This is a genomic window from Crystallibacter permensis, from assembly GCF_025960875.1.
Lineage (GTDB): Bacteria > Actinomycetota > Actinomycetes > Actinomycetales > Micrococcaceae > Crystallibacter > Crystallibacter permensis.
The window spans coordinates 40,418-56,137 of the sequence record NZ_JAODLR010000021.1 but is presented as its reverse complement, the minus strand read 5'-3'; the positions used below and the strand labels follow the sequence as shown (position 1 = coordinate 56,137).

17 protein-coding genes are annotated in these 15,720 nt (G+C 66.0%); 10 read left to right on the top strand and 7 right to left on the bottom strand.

Annotated features, from left to right (window positions below; genetic code table 11):
- The first annotated feature begins 102 nt into the window (after window positions 1–102).
- From B0G38_RS18985 to B0G38_RS18975, 3 genes are all read left to right on the top strand, one after another.
- Window positions 103–2,013: a penicillin-binding transpeptidase domain-containing protein gene (locus tag B0G38_RS18985; RefSeq protein WP_264670882.1), complete on the top strand. Its 1,911-nt coding sequence runs from the start codon at window positions 103–105 to the stop codon at window positions 2,011–2,013.
- A gap of 93 nt (window positions 2,014–2,106) precedes the next feature.
- On the top strand, window positions 2,107–2,805 hold the full coding sequence (locus tag B0G38_RS18980; protein WP_264670881.1) for a dienelactone hydrolase family protein: 699 nt from the start codon (window positions 2,107–2,109) through the stop codon (window positions 2,803–2,805).
- A gap of 38 nt (window positions 2,806–2,843) precedes the next feature.
- Window positions 2,844–3,767 carry a hypothetical protein gene (locus B0G38_RS18975; protein WP_264670880.1) on the top strand — a complete coding sequence of 308 codons (924 nt, stop codon included), beginning with the start codon at window positions 2,844–2,846 and terminating at the stop codon, window positions 3,765–3,767.
- Here B0G38_RS18975 and B0G38_RS18970 read toward each other — a convergent pair.
- Genes B0G38_RS18970 through B0G38_RS18960 form a run of 3 tightly spaced genes read right to left on the bottom strand, consistent with a single transcriptional unit; the run spans window position 3,654 to window position 6,207 of the window.
- A complete protein-coding gene (locus tag B0G38_RS18970) occupies window positions 3,654–3,947 on the bottom strand; it encodes a hypothetical protein (protein WP_264670879.1) in 294 nt (97 codons plus the stop codon). The genes B0G38_RS18975 and B0G38_RS18970 overlap by 114 nt on opposite strands.
- Before the next feature lie 17 nt (window positions 3,948–3,964).
- Window positions 3,965–4,633: a response regulator gene (locus tag B0G38_RS18965; RefSeq protein WP_264670878.1), complete on the bottom strand. Its 669-nt coding sequence runs from the start codon at window positions 4,631–4,633 to the stop codon at window positions 3,965–3,967.
- Window positions 4,630–6,207 (bottom strand): sensor histidine kinase, encoded by a 1,578-nt coding sequence (locus tag B0G38_RS18960; RefSeq protein ID WP_264670901.1) that lies wholly within the window; start codon window positions 6,205–6,207, stop codon window positions 4,630–4,632. Before B0G38_RS18960 ends, B0G38_RS18965 begins: the two co-directional genes overlap by 4 nt.
- Before the next feature lie 235 nt (window positions 6,208–6,442).
- Between B0G38_RS18960 and B0G38_RS18955 the strand changes: the two genes are divergently transcribed.
- From B0G38_RS18955 to B0G38_RS18940, 4 genes are read left to right on the top strand one after another with little or no spacing between them, the layout of a single operon-like run.
- Entirely contained in the window at window positions 6,443–7,456 is a 1,014-nt protein-coding gene (locus B0G38_RS18955) for a Bug family tripartite tricarboxylate transporter substrate binding protein (protein ID WP_264670877.1), read from the top strand.
- On the top strand, window positions 7,453–7,956 hold the full coding sequence (locus B0G38_RS18950; protein WP_264670876.1) for a tripartite tricarboxylate transporter TctB family protein: 504 nt from the start codon (window positions 7,453–7,455) through the stop codon (window positions 7,954–7,956). The genes B0G38_RS18955 and B0G38_RS18950 overlap by 4 nt, the downstream gene beginning before the upstream one ends.
- Window positions 7,957–9,681, top strand: coding sequence for a tripartite tricarboxylate transporter permease (locus B0G38_RS18945; RefSeq protein ID WP_264670875.1), 1,725 nt, complete (start codon window positions 7,957–7,959; stop codon window positions 9,679–9,681).
- Entirely contained in the window at window positions 9,678–10,067 is a 390-nt protein-coding gene (locus B0G38_RS18940; protein ID WP_264670874.1) for a universal stress protein, read from the top strand. Before B0G38_RS18945 ends, B0G38_RS18940 begins: the two co-directional genes overlap by 4 nt.
- 85 nt (window positions 10,068–10,152) lie before the next feature.
- On the opposite strand, the gene B0G38_RS18935 is transcribed toward B0G38_RS18940, so the two are convergent.
- The gene (locus B0G38_RS18935) at window positions 10,153–10,401 is read right to left on the bottom strand and encodes an SCO4226 family nickel-binding protein (protein WP_264670873.1); all 249 of its coding nucleotides are present in this window, start codon (window positions 10,399–10,401) and stop codon (window positions 10,153–10,155) included.
- 383 nt (window positions 10,402–10,784) lie between these two features.
- On the opposite strand from B0G38_RS18935, the gene B0G38_RS18930 reads away from it, so the two are divergent.
- A complete protein-coding gene (locus tag B0G38_RS18930) occupies window positions 10,785–11,405 on the top strand; it encodes a TetR/AcrR family transcriptional regulator (RefSeq protein WP_264670872.1) in 621 nt (206 codons plus the stop codon).
- 15 nt (window positions 11,406–11,420) lie between these two features.
- Here the strand turns inward: B0G38_RS18930 and B0G38_RS18925 are convergent, their stop codons facing one another.
- The gene (locus B0G38_RS18925; RefSeq protein WP_264670871.1) at window positions 11,421–12,380 is read right to left on the bottom strand and encodes a diacylglycerol/lipid kinase family protein; all 960 of its coding nucleotides are present in this window, start codon (window positions 12,378–12,380) and stop codon (window positions 11,421–11,423) included.
- Window positions 12,381–12,575: 195 nt separating this feature from the next.
- On the opposite strand from B0G38_RS18925, the gene B0G38_RS18920 reads away from it, so the two are divergent.
- Window positions 12,576–13,688, top strand: a complete 1,113-nt coding sequence (locus B0G38_RS18920) for an HNH endonuclease family protein (protein ID WP_264670870.1) — start codon at window positions 12,576–12,578, stop codon at window positions 13,686–13,688.
- 9 nt (window positions 13,689–13,697) lie between these two features.
- Here the strand turns inward: B0G38_RS18920 and B0G38_RS18915 are convergent, their stop codons facing one another.
- Both B0G38_RS18915 and B0G38_RS18910 read right to left on the bottom strand, forming a co-directional pair.
- Window positions 13,698–14,339: a superoxide dismutase family protein gene (locus B0G38_RS18915; RefSeq protein ID WP_264670869.1), complete on the bottom strand. Its 642-nt coding sequence runs from the start codon at window positions 14,337–14,339 to the stop codon at window positions 13,698–13,700.
- A gap of 87 nt (window positions 14,340–14,426) precedes the next feature.
- Entirely contained in the window at window positions 14,427–14,726 is a 300-nt protein-coding gene (locus tag B0G38_RS18910) for an acylphosphatase (protein ID WP_264670868.1), read from the bottom strand.
- Between the two features lie 74 nt (window positions 14,727–14,800).
- Here B0G38_RS18910 and B0G38_RS18905 point away from each other — a divergent pair, with 74 nt between their 5' ends.
- Window positions 14,801–15,718 (top strand): NAD(P)/FAD-dependent oxidoreductase, encoded by a 918-nt coding sequence (locus B0G38_RS18905; RefSeq protein WP_264670867.1) that lies wholly within the window; start codon window positions 14,801–14,803, stop codon window positions 15,716–15,718.
- Window positions 15,719–15,720 lie beyond the last annotated feature (2 nt).

Sequence of the window (15,720 nt, the reverse complement as noted above, 5' to 3'; positions counted from 1 at the left end):
TAACTTTCCGTTGCACTCGACATATCCGCCGCACGCTTATAAGTTCGCTAAAGGTCACTGGACAACAGGGGGAACATGCTGCGGCGCGCACTCGGAACAGTTTTGGCACTATTGCTGGTCGGCACGGCGGTCGCCTGCGCCCCGAGCAAGGACGAGGCGCAGGCGACCGCCGCCGCACTCGCGGAGGGCCTGAGCGCAAAGAACGTTGAGAGCATTGCCTTCTCCGGCGCCACCGGGGCGGATGTCCAAGCGGAATTGGCCGGCGTCCTGGAAGGCATGGATCCGCTCGTGCCTGAGGTCTCGGTGGCCGAGGTAGGCGAGGTCCAAGACGACCGCACTACTGCCACGCTGTCCTACGTATGGACCATCCCGGACTCGGAACAGAAATGGACCTACACAACGACGGCGGAGCTCGCCCGCGCGGGCGACAGCTGGCAAGTCGTGTGGTCACCGACCATCGTGGAACCGTCCCTGGCTGAAGGCGAGCGGCTGGCGAAGACCACCGCCGAACCGGAGCGTGGCGACATTCTCGACGCCGACGGCGAACCCTTGGTGACCGAGCGGCCGGTCCGGGTGGTCGGTATCGACAAGTCCGGGCTGAGCGCGGCCGAAGCCAAGGCCTCCGCGCAGCAGTTGGCCAAACTGGTGGACATCGATGCCGGCGACTACCAGTCGAAGGTCGAGGCCTACGGGCCGGAAGCCTTCGTGGACGCCATCACGCTGCGCGAGCCCGCCTTCGAGGACTTGGACCAAAACCGGCTGGAATCCATTGACGGTTCGGCCGCCCTCGAAGACGAACTGCCGCTGGCGCCCTCGCGCGACTTCGCGGCGGCAGTGCTGGGAACTGTGCGCGAGGCATCGGCCGAGGACATCGAAAAGTCCGAAGGCAAAATCGTCCCGGGCGAGATGGTGGGAGCATCCGGCCTGCAGGCCGCCTACAACGATGACCTGTCCGGCACGCCGGGCCTGACCATTTCCGCCGTCGCAGCCGCTGAAGAGACAGAGAACGACGGCGAAGGTGCGACCGAAGCGGAAGCCGCGCCGCCGCGGGAGCTGTTCAGCATTGAGCCCGAGAACGGACAGGACGTCCAGATCAGCCTGGAGCCGGACATGCAGCGGGCCGCGGAGGAAGTGCTGGCAGACGTTGAATCGCCCAGTTCCATCGTGGCCATGCGCCCGTCCACCGGGGAGATCCTGGCCGCGGCCAACGGTCCGGACAGCAACGGTTACAACACTGCCTTCCTGGGCCAGTACGCACCCGGCTCCACGTTCAAGATCGCCACGGCTCTGGGGCTGCTTCGCCAGGGCATGACGCCGGAATCCTCCGTGACGTGCGCGGCGGAATTTGTTGCCGACGGGCGCACCTTCGAAAATGCCGACGGCTACCCGGCAGCCTTCCTGGGCGAGATCACGCTGACCGAAGCCATTGCCCATTCCTGTAATACCGCGTTCGTCTCCCAGTACGAGAACCTGCCCCAGGACGAGCTGGCAGACGCCGCAGGGGCGCTCGGCATCGGAATGAACGCCAACCTTGGCCTGGAAGCGTTCATGGGCAACGTTCCCCGCGAGGATACAGAGGGAACGGCCCATGCCGCATCGATGATCGGCCAGAGCCGCGTCCAGACTTCGCCGCTGGCGCTGACCACCATGATGGCGTCCGTGGTCAAGGGCGAGGTTGTCGTCCCGCAACTGGTCAAGGGGCACGACGCCGAGGCGGAGCTGCCTGACGTCCCGAAACTCACCAAGGAGGAAGCGGACCAGCTGACCGGCATGATGCGCTCCGCCGTCGTCGATGGTTATCTGGCCAACCTTGCCGACCTGCCGGGGGAGCCGGTGATCGGCAAGACCGGCACAGCCGAATACGGCAGCGAGGACCCGCTGCAGACGCACTCGTGGGTGATCGCAGGCCAGGGCGACCTGGCGCTGGCGGTTTTCGTGGAGGACGGAGATCTCGGTGCCGTCACCGGAGCGCCCATGGTGGAAGACTTCCTTGAGGCTGTTGGCGGAAACTAAGCCCGTGTGGCCAAACCGGCGGAACCTACACTGGACCGTGGGTCGACTAATCGACTAACCGACATTTCGATGAATCCGACAATAGGAGGAAGTTTGGCTGAGAAGACCCCGCACCAGAACGTCAGCTTTGCATCGGCCGGCGGAGAAGCCCATGGCTATCTGGCCCTGCCCGCGTCCGGCAAGGGGCCGGGCGTCATCGTTATCCAGGAGTGGTGGGGGCTGACGGACCACATCCGCGATGTGGCGGATCGGCTCGCCGCCGAAGGCTTTGTCGCGCTGGCCCCCGATCTCTACGGCGGCTGGATCACGCACGATGGCAAGGAAGCAGGCAAGATGATGTCCAAGCTTCCGGAGGAAGAGGGCGCACGCCTGCTCGCCGGCGCGGTGGATTACCTGCTGGCCAGCGACACGGTGACCAGTTCCACCGTGGGCGCCATCGGCTTCTGCATGGGCGGGGGTTTTGTCCTGGCACTCGCCGCACAGCAGGGCGAGCGGATCGGCGCGGCCGTGCCGTTCTACGGGGTGGGACAGGCTGTGCCGGACTCCTACACCGGAGTGCGGGCCTTCGTGCAGGGGCACTACGGCGAGCAGGACTCGTCCTACCCGGTTGAGAAGGCGCGGGCGCAGGAAGAGCAGATCCGCCGCGAGTCCGGGGCCAAGGTGGAGTTCTTCTACTACGACGCCCCGCATGCCTTCCATAATGACGAAAACCCGCAGGGCAACTACCGCCCCGAGGAAGCGAAGCTGGCCTGGGAGCGCTCGGTCTCCTGCCTGAAGGCCAACGTCAAGTAGCTCTCCACGGACGCACCGGCGGCGATAGACTTTTGTCTATGGTCGCCGGTGCCCGTATCTGGGCGGGGTTGGCAGTGCTGTTCTGGGCGGTGGCGTTCTTCGGGATCGTCGATCTGCTCACGGTCTTCAGCGCCAACGAAGGCTTCGCCGCCGTCATGGGACTGGAGGCCAGCTGGGGCGTGCTCTTCACGTTCGTGATCAGCGGCGCCTTCCTGGCCATAGCCGCCCGGCCGCAGGAACCGGCCCCAGCCTTAGTCCAGCTCTGGACCACCGCGGCAGCACTGCTGCTGGCCTGGATCTTCACGTATGACACGTCGCCGCTGGTAGTGGCGGCCATCCTCATCCCCATGACCGTGCTCAGTTCCGTCGCAGGGCGGCACGACAGAAGAAGTACCTCCGGCAGCAGCCCCGGCACCACCGGCCGCCAACCTCGTCGCCGTCGGGCGACGTCGGCGCTGGATCCCAGTGGTCCGCTGCTCTTGCTCGGCCTGGTTGGGGTTCCGTTCTGGTGGGCGTATGCGGCAACGGCGGTGGAGCTCTCACAAACGCCGGGCATCGAAGACGACATCACCTGGGGGCTGACCCACTGGCCTGTGCAGGCCGCGCTCGGCCTGTACCTCTCGCTGGCCGTTCTGGTCATGACCTTCTGGGCCCCGGGCCGCACCCTGCTCGGCACCAGCTGCTGGATCAGTTCGGTGGTGCTGGGAGCCACCTGGCTTCTCTATCCTGCCAGCGCCGGCTCCGTGGACAGTGCCGGGCTGTCCGTCCTCGCAGTGGGCTGGGGGACGGCCGTCTTCTTCTGCCGTTACCTTGGACATCCGCGTCCGGATCCTCCGGATGACGGCGTCTTAGCCGTTCATCGGCCCCTCGGCCCGCAGCTGTCCGGCACCCGCGCCCGTCACATCGACCGTGCAGCGCATGACAATCCGGTTCTGCCCGGCTTCACCCAGATCGATCAGTGAATCCTCGTCCGAGACCAGCGTGAAGTCGGCCGAGTCCGGAACCACATCCACTCCCTTCCGGGCTGCTTCCTGCCGCGCGTTCTCGAGGGAATCCTGACGGAGACTTGCCAGGTAATCCTTGTCGTCGGCACGGGCGCCGTCGCCGAAAGCCCAGCCGAACACCGTGTTCGTACTTGTCATGGCCGAAAGTTTACTCCTCAGGAACGCCAGGCGTACCGGCGTTCGGGGCGGCCGACCCCGCCGTAGCGGAGCTGGACCTCCACGCGCCCGTCATCGCTGAGGTACTCGAGGTAACGCCGGGCGCTGACCCGGGACGTGCCCAGCCGGTCCGCGGCTTCGCTGGCCGAAAGATCGGTTCCGGTGTCCCGCAGGAGCTGCTCGACCAGACGCAGGGTCTCGACGCTGCACCCCTTGGGCAGCGGCCGCTCGGACCGGCTCACGCCGAAGACCCGGTTCACGTCCGCCTGCTCGGCGGTGCTCTTGGACGAGGCGAGCGGGCGGTAGGCCTGCTGGTAGTGTTCGAGCCGCTCACGCAGGTCCTCGTTGGAGAACGGCTTCATCAGGTAGTGCACAATGCCGCCACGCAGCGCCCGGCGCACGGTGTCCACCTCGCGGGCCGCGCTGATCACCAGCACGTCCAGCTCAGGTACCTCTTCGCGAAGCTGCTGCAGCAGGTCCAACCCGCTGATGTCCGGCAAGTGGATGTCCAGCAGGACCAGATCGGGCTGGAGTCGTTTGGCCTCCACGAGCGCTTGGGCGCCGGTGTGGGCAACGCCGACGACGGCGAACCCGGTCGTCTGCCGGACAAAGCCGGCGTGGACCTTCGCGACCATGAAGTCGTCGTCGACAATAAGTACCTTGATCATGACTGTGGGCTCCGCTTTCCGAGGCGGGCGGTGAACACGGCGCCGCCGTCGTTGTGGACGCTCACTTCGCCGTTCCGCCTCAGACATACTAACCGGGTCAGCGCGAGACCGAAGCCGCGTCCGCCGTCGTTCTGTGACGTTTTGGTGGTGAAACCCTGCGTGAAGATGTCCTCCAGGGACTGCACGGCCACGCCCGGGCCGGAGTCCTTCACCATGACCAGAACCTCGTCGGCTTTGTCCTCGAGGAGGATCCGGACGTTAGCGGCGGGAGTGCCGGCAACGGCGTCGAGGGCGTTGTCCACCAAATTGCCGACGACGGTAGTCAGGTCCCGGGACAGCTCATCATCCGCCCGGCCCAGACCGGACCCTTCGGCCAGTTCGAGCGCAACATTGCGTTCGGCAGCGAGGCTGGCCTTGGCGATCAGGAGGGCTGCCACCGCCGGATCCTGGACGCGGCTGGTGACGTCATCGTAGAGCCGGGTGCGGCTGAGGCTGACGCCATCGACAAAGTTGATCACTTCGTCATACTCGCCGAGCTGGATCAGGCCGGAGATGGTGTGCAGCTGGTTGGCGAACTCGTGGGTCTGGGCGCGCAGAGTGTCCGTGGTGGTGCGGGTGGCGCCCAGCTCCTTTTCCAGAGAGGAGAGTTCGGTGCGGTCGCGCAGGGTGGTGACGGAACCGATCACCCTGCCGCGGGAGCGCATCGGCATGCGGTTGAAGACCACCACCCGCTCGCCGACCAGCACCAGCCGGTCCGCGTCCGCCTGGTCGCGGGTCAGCACCTCGCGAAGCTGCGGCATCAGGTCCAGCTCGTCGAGATTGCGGCCAACGCAGTCCAGCGGCAGGCCAAGGAGCCGGCGCGCGCTGTCATTGGTCAGCGTGATCCGCTGCTGCGGGTCCAGCGCGATGACCCCCTCTTTCACCCCGTGCAGCATGGCCTCGCGGTGCTCCACCAGCCCGGCGATCTCTTCCGGCTCCAGACCCAGCGTCTGGCGTTTGACGCGCCGCGCCAGCAGCAGGGAACCGGCCGTGCCGAGGGCAAGCGAGACACCCAGATAGGTGAGCAGGTTGGGGACGGCCTGGCCCAGGCGCTCCCAGGTGGAGGGGTATTCACGCCCGACGGCGGCAATTCCCACCGTTTGCCCGCCGTCGTCGAGCACCGGAACATGTGCCACCAGCGAGGTGGTGCCGTCCATGTTGACGGCCCCGGTCCAGGACCGCCCGGAGAGCACGCTGCTCTCGCCCAGCGGCAGGAGTTCGCCCAACTGGGATGGATCGGGGGAGGTGATGATGGTGCGGTCCGGCCTGGCCAGGATGGCGAAAGTGGAACCGGAGACAGTCCGGACGGATTCGGCCACCGCCGGCAGCGCGGAACCCAACCGCGGTTCGGCGACGGGGAGGAGCGAGCGCACGGCAGGCATCGCCGCGAGGGTTTCGGCGGCGGAGAGGGCCCGGCGTCCTTCGACGCGTTCAAAAGCCTGCGCGGATTGAGCCAGTGAGATGGCGATGACGCCGAGCAGCACGGCCAGCACTATCAGCAACTGCAGGACCAGATACTGACCGGCCAGGGTGATGCGTCGGCGTCGTCTTGTTAGCCTGCCGGCGTGCTTGAGCACTGGAATCCTTTCCACCTCGGACCCGATCCATGTCCCCGGTTGATCGGGTGAACTATACCCATTATCCAGCCCATTCCCGGCATGTGAGCGTGACCACAATGAACACAACTTTCTTTGAGAACACAAGCGTGACGGGCATCACGGCTGCCCATACCGTGGTCTTATTCGTACTCCTGATGAGAAGAGGATTCCCATGCGTCGATTCAACGCATTCCGTCTGGCCGCCGTGGCGGCAGGCATTGCCCTGGCAGCGTCCGGCTGCGGTGTCACCGGTTCCAGCGGCGGCGAAGCCGGCGGCACCTCGGCGGCTGCCGAAGGCCCGGTCACCGACCTGCGGATCATGGTCCCGAACTCGCCCGGCGGCGGCTACGACACCACCGCCCGCGTTGCCGCGAAGGTGATGGAGGAAACCGACATCGCCTCCAACCTGGAGGTCTTCAATCTGGCCGGTGCCGGCGGCACCGTAGGCCTGGCCCGCACCGTTAACGAAGAAGGCAACGGCGACCTGGCCATGCTGATGGGCCTGGGCGTTGTGGGCGCGAGCTACACCAACGACTCCGAGTCCAAGCTGACCGAGACCACGCCGCTGGCCCGCCTGATCCAGGAGCCGGGTGCCATCATGGTCTCCAAGGATTCTCCCTACAAGACCATCGACGACCTGGTGAAGGCCTGGAAGGAAGACCCGTCCAAGGTCAGCGTCGGCGGCGGCTCCTCGCCGGGTGGCCCCGACCACTTGCTGCCGATGCAGCTGGCCCAGACCGTCGGCATCGACCCGAAGGACGTGAACTTCGTGTCCTACGACGGCGGCGGCGACCTGCTGCCGGCCATCCTGGGCAACAAGCTCGGCTTCGCCGCTTCCGGCGCCGGCGAGTACATCGACCAGATCAAGAGCGGCGAGATCCGCGTCCTGGCCACCAGCGGCGAGGAGCGCCTCGAGGGCGTCGACGCCCCCACCCTGCAGGAATCCAACATCGATCTGGTGTTCAGCAACTGGCGCGGCATCGTTGCCCCTCCGGGCGTCAGCGAAGAGGACAAGCAGAAGTGGATCGGCGCGCTGGAGAAGATGCACGGCACCCCCGAGTGGCAGCAGGCCCTCGAAACCAATGGCTGGACCGACGCCTTCGCCACCGGCGAGGAGTTCAGTACCTTCCTGAAGGAACAGGATGAGCGTGTGGCCAACGTCCTGACCGAACTGGGTCTTGCATGAACAAGCTGGTTTCCCGGCTCAAAGGCCGCTCCGAGCTGGGCCTCGCGGCCCTGCTCGGGGCGTTCGGCGTGATCGTCATCCTCGACGCGATGTCCCTGAACGTCCCGTATTCCCAGACCGACCCGGTCGGCCCGAAGACCCTGCCGTACATCGTCGGGGCACTGCTGCTGGTCTGTGCCGTGCTGCTGGCCATCAACGTGCTGCGTGGCGGCCACGGCGAAGCCGAGGGCGGCGAAGACGTGGACCTGACGCATCCCACCGACTGGCGTACAGTCGTGCCGCTGCTGGGCGCCTTCGTGCTCAACATAGCCCTGATCGACACCGTCGGCTGGGTCATCTCCGGAACCCTCCTCTTCTGGGGCAGTGTCTGGGCGCTGGGCAGCCGCCGCTATATCCGTGACGCCGTCATCTCCGTGGTCATGGCCGTGGGTACCTTCTACGGGTTCTACCTCGGCCTGGGCATCAAACTGCCGGCCGGGCTCTTGGAAGGAGTGCTCTAAATGGAGACATTCGACCTGCTGATGCAGGGATTCTCGACGGCGGCAACGCCGATCAACCTGCTGTACGCCTTCATCGGCGTGCTGCTGGGTACCGCGGTCGGCGTGCTGCCCGGCATCGGACCTGCCATGGCGGTGGCCCTGCTGTTGCCGGTCACCTACTCGCTGGAGCCGACCAGTGCGTTCATCATGTTCGCCGGCATCTACTACGGCGGCATGTACGGCGGATCCACCACCTCGATCCTGCTGAACACCCCGGGCGAATCGTCCACGGTCATCACCGCGATCGAAGGCCACAAGATGGCCAAGTCCGGCCGGGCCGCACAGGCGCTGGCGACAGCCGCCATCGGCTCCTTCGTTGCCGGCACCATCGGCACCGCCCTGCTCGTGGCCTGCGCCCCGGTTGTGGTGGACTTCGCCGTCAGCCTCGGCGACCCCAGTTATCTGGCCATCATTGTCCTGGCCCTCATTGCTGTGACCGCAGTGCTCGGTGGTTCCAAGCTGCGCGGTTTTTCCGCCCTCGGTATCGGCCTGGCCATCGGCCTGGTCGGCGCGGACCCGGTCACCGGGCAGCAGCGCCTCATCTTCGGCCAGCCGCTGCTGGTGGACGGGCTGGACATCGTGGTTGTCGCCGTCGCGATCTTCGCGGTGGGCGAAGCCCTCTGGATCGCCGCGCATCTGCGGCGCAAGCCAATGCAAACCATTCCGGTGGGCCGGCCCTGGATGGGCAAGCAGGACTGGAAGCGGTCCTGGAAGCCCTGGCTGCGCGGTACCGCCTACGGTTTCCCGTTCGGCGCCCTGCCGGCCGGCGGCGCCGAGATTCCCACGTTCCTCTCCTACGTCACGGAGAAGAAGCTCTCCAAGCACCCGGAGGAATTCGGCCACGGCGCGATCGAGGGAGTTGCCGGCCCCGAGGCAGCCAACAATGCCTCGGCCGCCGGTACCCTGACTCCGTTGCTGGCCCTGGGCCTGCCGACGAACGCCACAGCAGCCGTCATGCTGGCTGCCTTCATCCAGTTCGGCATCCAGCCCGGACCGCTGCTCTTTGACAGCGAGCCGCAGCTGGTGTGGGCGCTGATCGCCAGCCTGTTCATCGGCAACACCCTGCTGCTGCTGATCAACCTGCCGCTGGCGCCGGTCTGGGCCAAGCTGCTGCAGCTGCCGCGCCCCTACCTCTATGCCGGCATCCTGTTCTTCGCTACCCTGGGCGCCTACGCAGTCAACCTGCAGGCATTCGACCTGGTGATCCTGCTGCTGCTCGGCCTGCTCGGCTTCGCCATGCGACGCTACGGGATGCCGGTGCTGCCCCTGGTTATCGGCCTCATCCTCGGCCCGCGCGCCGAGGAGTCGCTGCGCACCACGCTGCAGCTGAGCGCCGGAGACATCTCCGGCCTGTGGAGCGAGCCGGTCGCCGTCGTTGTTTACATCATCGTGGCACTGGTACTGCTCGCACCGCTGGCACTGAAGATCATCCGCAAACGCCGGCCGGAGTCGGTCCTCCTCGGCAACGTCCCGCAGACTCCGGATGAAACCGCTGCAACCGACGACGACGGCGGCGTGGCCAATGGTTATGCCAACGGCGACAATGACAGTGACCATGACAAGGAGCATGACAAGGACACGGGCAGTGCCCTGCCGGAGCATGCCGGCAGCAGCGGCGGCGATCCCGCGGAACCCGCAGGGCGCCACCGCTCCGACAAGATCCAAAATGAACGGGAGCGATCATGAGCATAGTGGTGGGCTACATCCCCACGCCGGAAGGCGAAGCCGCACTGGAACGGGCCATCAGCGAAGCGGCCAACGCCAAAGCGCCGCTGGTCGTAGTGAACTCGACCCGCGGGGACGTCTTCGTGGACCAGCGGTTTGTCCAGTCCGATGCTGCCCAAGCGCTGGACAGCCGGCTGGCGGCCTCCGGGGTGGAACACATCCTGCTTCAGCCCATGGGCGGGAACGATGCTGCGGATGAGGTGCTCGATGCGGCGGAAACGCATCGGGCGGACTTGATCGTGATCGGGCTGCGCAAGCGGACTCCGGTGGGCAAGCTGATCATGGGCAGCACCGCGCAACGGATCCTGCTGCAGGCAGAGTGCCCGGTCCTCGCGGTCAAGGCATAGTCCGCGGGTCATTGAAAGAGCCAAACGTAGAGGAACCGTTCCCCCAGTGGGAGCGGTTCCTCTGTTTAATGCGCTGGCAAGGACCTCAGACGACGAGCGGTACAGGGTGCACTTCGTCGGCGCGATGGCCGGCGCGCTCGTGGATACGCTGGACGGCTTCGGCCGACGGTGCTTCGGAGAGGCAGTAGACAACCCCGCTCTCCGGATCGGCCCACGCCTTTTTGAATTCCACCTTTTCATCATCCTGAATGGCAAGGTCCGCGTTATGGGCCTCCTTGAGTGCCTCTGCGGTGATGCCAACCATGTTGTGATGCACATCCATGAACTCGGGCATGACAACTTTCCTTTTCTGATGACGTTGCCTTTTGTGGTTACGTCGAGCGAAATTGCAATGGGCGGGCGGTGCCCGGTCATTGCAGGTGGCCGCTGATGGACCGGGTGATCTGTGCCCATACATCAGCGTCTACTGAAACGGATCGAAATCGGCAAGGACTCTCTTCGCAAGCCCTACTTACATGGTCCTCTTCCCGCCCGTGGGAAGACAAGCATCCGGTTAAAGCAGAGAGCCCTCGGCAGAAGTTGGGGGTCTCTGCCGAGGGCTTACGCGCGGGGCGCCCGGTTGGGGGTTCGGGCGGCAAGCCGCGCGCTGCAGGATCAGTCTTTCATATTGGGTGCCGGAAAGAAAGACAGGTCTGTCTACCCGCTACAATGTGTTCCATGACACTACGGATCGATGCTGATGGTCGTGCCGAAACCGGGGCACCCGCCGTCGTTCGCCTTGATCCAAGGGAGCGGATCCTCACCGCTGCCTACAAGCTGTTTTCGCGGCGGGGCATCCGGGACGTCGGCGTTGACGAGCTGATCCGCGAATCCGGCGTGGCCAAGGCCACCTTCTACCGCCATTTCCCCTCCAAGGACGACCTGGCGCTGGCGTTCCTGGAACGCAGGGACCATGTGTGGACCACGGGCTACGTGGTCGCCGAAGCCATGCGTAGAGGCGACACTGCGGAACGGCGGCTGCTGGCCGTTTTTGACGTCTTCGATGAGTGGTTCCAGCGCGAGGATTTTGAAGCCTGTTCCTTCGTCAACGTGCTCTTGGAGATGGGTGCAGGCCATCCGCTAGGCCAAGCCTGCGTTGAGTATCTGGGCAGGATCCGCAACCAGTTGCGGCGGTGGGGCGATGAGGCGGGTCTGGCCGACACCGAAGCGTTTGCCAACTCCTGGCACCTGCTGATGAAGGGCTCCATCATTCTGGCCGCCGAAGGGGACCGGCAGGCGGCCAGCCGTGCCCGGAAGATGGCCGTCCGGCTGCTCGAAGAGCATCGTCCCGCTGCCTGAGCCCAGCCGGGCAGCTTAGGGCTCGGGGCTGGTCAGGATGGCCGGATCCTTCTTGCCGTACGGCATCCGCACCCGCAGGGAGTTGGGTTCAACGCGCATGGCGATATGCGTGCCCTTGCCCAGATAGTCGCCGTCGATCTCGATGTCCTGCGGTTCCTGCGTTTCAATCACGGCGGACTTGCACTGGAAATACTCGATCGAAGGGTCCTTGCCTTTGCCTCGCCGGAGTAACTTGGCGGCCACCCCAAGCCAGCCGAACGTCCCGTGCGGTGCCACGGTCATGATTTCCAGCAGCCCGTCGTCGATCTTGGCCCCGGGGAAGATTTCCAGCCCGCCCATGATTTTGCCGCAATTGCCGCCCATGACGCTGCGTAGCCGGCGGCCGATGGGCTTTCCGCCGTCGATGGTGATCTTGGTCCGCTGCGGCTTGCCGGGCAGATTGCGGATTCCAGCGTCTACGTAGGCCAGCCAGCCGACCTTGTCCTTGAGGTCGTCGCGGGTGTCGCCCATCATCGCCGCATCGAAGCCCAGGCCCGCCATGACCAGGAAAACGTGCGCCTCGATGGCGCGGTCGACCGTCACATGGACGACGTCAAGACGGCGTTCGGTGCCGGTGATGGCGACCCGTACGGAGCCCTCGGGGTCATCGACGTCAAGATCGAGGTTGCGCGCCAGCAGGTTTCCGGTTCCCAAGGGCAGCAGCCCCAGCGGCGTGTCAGTGCCGGCAAGTTCTTCGGCGACGCAGCGAACCGTTCCGTCGCCACCGGCAGCGATCACCAGATCCACGCCCTCGTCCAGAGCCTGCTGAGCCATGCCGTGGCCCGGGTCTTCCTTGGTGGTTTCCAGCCAGAGCGGCTCGTCCCACCCCTCGTCTGCACTGATTTTTGACACCAGATCCCGGATGTCCACGGTGGTCGGCTTGATGGGATTAAGCACGACGGCGGCGCGCCGGGACGTGTGCGATGGCTCGGTCATGTGCGTCCTCAGGTTTCGTGCTGACAGTGCTTGATCCGAGTCTAACCGCGCGCCTGCCCCGCGGGGGCCGGCGGCGGCTGATTGACCCCGAAGGAGTGGGCCTAGTCCCCGAAGATTGTCGGAACCGCGCGGTACTGTGTAGGGGAAGTCCGTATGAGTTGGGGGAAGAGTTCCGTGGGGGAGAAGCAAGCGGCCGTGAGGCCACGTCGGCGGTTCATCGCGGCCGGTTTTCTTATCGTTGTGCTGCTGGTTCTCTGGCTGATCGCTGGAACGTCGGCGGACGCGGAGGAAAGCAGGGGCCACAGCAGCCCGGTGCCAAGCCAAACATCGGCAGCGGCGGTGCCAACGCCGTCGTCGTCGGCTGAGCCTTCCGCGACAGAGGGTCCGGCGCCGGCGAAGGCGACTGCTCCGGAGCCAAGCCCCGAACCGGAACCGGCCGAGCCGCCGGACCGGCAGGAGCCCGATATTGCCGCGCTCGCGCTGCTGGAAACCCTGCCGATCAAGGGCCGCGCACCGAAGACCGGGTATGACCGCGACGAATTCGGGCAGGCCTGGGCGGACGTGGACCGCAACGGCTGCGACACCCGGAACGACATCCTCGCGCGCGATCTGGGCTCGCCCACTTTCCGCAATAACGAATCCTGCCGCGTGATCAGCGGCGTGCTCCAGGATCCGTACTCGGGGCGGACGGTGGAATTCACCCGCGGCCAGGAGACCAGCGCGCTGGTCCCGGTGGACCACGTGGTGGCGCTCAGCGATGCCTGGCAGAAGGGCGCGCAGCAGCTGACCCTTGAACAGCGCACCTTGCTGGCGAACGATCCGCTGAACCTGTTGGCGACGACTCACCGGATGAACAGCCAGAAGTCCGACGGCGACGCCGCCACCTGGCTGCCGCAGAACAAGTCCTTCCGGTGCGCTTACGTCTCCCGGCAGATCTCGGTCAAGGCCGCCTACTCGCTCTGGGTGACGATGGCAGAGCATGACGCGATGGAACGGATCCTGGCCGACTGCCCGGATGAAGCTGCTGCCGGTTCAGCCCTCGTGGAGGAACCCCTCGCCCAGGCGGGGGCTCCGGCGGCTAGGGCACCCACCGCCAGTGCCCCGGCACGGACGCCCGCGCCGGAAGGGGGCAACGCAGCACCGGGCGGCACCGGCCCGCTGCCTGCACCTGCACGCAGCGTGAACTGTTCGGACTTCGGCACGCACGCTGAAGCCCAAACCTGGTTTGAGTACTACCACCCGACAATGGGGGACATCGGCGGGTTGGACGCCGACGGCGACCTGTTGGCCTGCGTGAGCCTGCCGTAGGCGTTAGCGTCAGCGGATGGTGATGCAGGCCAGACGGTCGCCTGCGGTGCCGGCTTCGCCTTCTTCCGTTTTGGTGTGCATGGCGTGGATGACCACGGAGCGGCCCTCGCCCTCCCTCAGCTGCCAGTCAACACTGCTTTGAGCTTTGGCATTGCCTTCGGGATCCGTGCTGAAGTCCAGCCAGATTTCGTTCTCCGGATTGGCGTACTGCGGGTTCGTGGACGGGGTCTCGGGGTCCTGCTCGTTCTGGTAGTGAGGGCCGGCGTCGTCCGGATCCTCGCCGCAGGCGCCTACATGGACATGGGCGCCGTACATCATGTCCGGCTCCAGTCCTTCGACGGACAGGGACACGGTGGTGCTGCCCTCGGCCTCCTCCAGGTCGACCTGTGCCGAGGAACCTTCGGGCACCCTGGACGGGTTGTAGGTCACCGCGACCGCCCCTTCGGAATACTCGGCAAAGGTGCCCGAGCCAAGCTCTCCCGTGGGCATCGCAGAAGCACTTCCGGCGCTTTCGGATGCCTCCGGCGAAAAGGTTTCCGTCGCCGGCCCGACTCCCGGCCCTTCGCCGGCGCCCTCGGGAGCGCCGCACGCACTCAAACCGAGGGCCACGGTAGCAAGCCCGATGGTCAGAAGGTTGGATGTAGATTTCACGATGCAAGTCTCCGTAGCTAGTTGTGCTCCAAGTGCTTCCGCACATTCAGCGTGCCACGGGCCCAACCGAAGTGCCAGAGCATCCGGCTAACCGACCCCGAAGCGCGTGAACTCTCCGGTGGCCCGTGAATACGTGGCGTCGATATTTTGAACCTGCCCGGGGCTGTTGCCCGAATCCAGCCGCGCCAGGAAATCCTCGACCGCTGCCTTCAGGCCCTCGGCGACGATCTTGACGGAGCCGTCGGGCTGGTTCATGGCGGCACCGTGCAGGTCAAGCTGCTCGGCCTGTTCCCGCGTCCAGTAGCGGAAGCCGACCCCTTGGACCTGCCCGCTCACAATGGCCAGAAGCCGGGTTCGGTTCTGTTGTACCTCGTCATCAATAGCCATGCTTCCAACGTAGCCAGCCGGAGCCGGATGGTCGAGGGCTGGCCCGAAGAAGGCCGGAACGGTAAGACTGGTCCATGACCTCTGCGCAGAAACAGGAGTACGACGTCGTCATCATCGGCGGCGGTGTCGCCGGCCTCAGTGCAGCGCTGGTGCTCGGTCGCGCGCGACGCAGGGTAGCCGTGGTGGATGCCGGCGCTCCGCGCAATCAGCTGGCCTCGCACGCCCACGGTTTCCTCACCCGGGACGGGACCACCCCGGCGGAGCTGCTCCGTCTGGCGCGCGAGGAGGTCCGCGGCTACGGCGTTGACCTGATCGAAGGGACCGTGGTGGACATTACCGAAGCTCGCGCCGCGGTGCTCGACGACGGCAGCCGGGTGCGCGGGCGGCATCTCATCCTGGCCACGGGGCTGCGCGACGTACTCCCGGAGCTGGCCGGCGCCGACGGCCGTTGGGGCAAGGACCTGCTGCAGTGCCCCTACTGCCACGGGTGGGAGGTCCGCGACCGCAAGCTCGGCGTCCTCGCCACCGGCGATACTTCCTTCGAGCAGGCCCTGCTGGTCCGCCAATGGTCCCGGCACGTCACGCTGTTCACGCACACTTCCGGGGAACCGGATGACGTCCAGCGCCGGCGGCTCGCAGCCCGGGACGTGGCGATTGTGCCGGGGGAGGTGACGAGGCTGGTCATTGAAGGCGATGCCCTCGCCGCGCTCGAACTGGCAGACGGGCAGCGCGTTGGTTGCCAGGCCCTGTTCGTCGAACCTGATGCCGCGGTCGATTCGCCGGTTGTGTCGTCGCTGGGCTGCGGCCGGGCCGAGGACGGCTGCATCACCACCGACGGAATCGGGAAGACGGATATCGATGGGGTCTGGGCCGTAGGCAACGCCAATGATCCTTCCGCCCAGCTCATCGCTGCCGCCGGGGATGCCTACCGGGTGGCCGTCTCCGTCAACGCCGAACTGGTACGCGAAGATGTGGCGGCAGCCGGCGGTTAGGT

Excerpts from the sequence above, each read along its gene's own strand:
- B0G38_RS18975 (WP_264670880.1), top strand. The coding sequence starts at position 2,844 with ATGGTCGCCGGTGCCCGTATCTGGGCGGGGTTGGCAGTGCTGTTCTGG.
- B0G38_RS18970 (WP_264670879.1), bottom strand. The coding sequence starts at position 3,947 with ATGACAAGTACGAACACGGTGTTCGGCTGGGCTTTCGGCGACGGCGCC.
- B0G38_RS18965 (WP_264670878.1), bottom strand. The coding sequence starts at position 4,633 with ATGATCAAGGTACTTATTGTCGACGACGACTTCATGGTCGCGAAGGTC.
- B0G38_RS18955 (WP_264670877.1), top strand. The coding sequence starts at position 6,443 with ATGCGTCGATTCAACGCATTCCGTCTGGCCGCCGTGGCGGCAGGCATT.
- B0G38_RS18950 (WP_264670876.1), top strand. The coding sequence starts at position 7,453 with ATGAACAAGCTGGTTTCCCGGCTCAAAGGCCGCTCCGAGCTGGGCCTC.
- B0G38_RS18945 (WP_264670875.1), top strand. The coding sequence starts at position 7,957 with ATGGAGACATTCGACCTGCTGATGCAGGGATTCTCGACGGCGGCAACG.
- B0G38_RS18940 (WP_264670874.1), top strand. The coding sequence starts at position 9,678 with ATGAGCATAGTGGTGGGCTACATCCCCACGCCGGAAGGCGAAGCCGCA.
- B0G38_RS18935 (WP_264670873.1), bottom strand. The coding sequence starts at position 10,401 with ATGCCCGAGTTCATGGATGTGCATCACAACATGGTTGGCATCACCGCA.
- B0G38_RS18930 (WP_264670872.1), top strand. The coding sequence starts at position 10,785 with ATGACACTACGGATCGATGCTGATGGTCGTGCCGAAACCGGGGCACCC.
- B0G38_RS18925 (WP_264670871.1), bottom strand. The coding sequence starts at position 12,380 with ATGACCGAGCCATCGCACACGTCCCGGCGCGCCGCCGTCGTGCTTAAT.
- B0G38_RS18910 (WP_264670868.1), bottom strand. The coding sequence starts at position 14,726 with ATGGCTATTGATGACGAGGTACAACAGAACCGAACCCGGCTTCTGGCC.
- B0G38_RS18905 (WP_264670867.1), top strand. The coding sequence starts at position 14,801 with ATGACCTCTGCGCAGAAACAGGAGTACGACGTCGTCATCATCGGCGGC.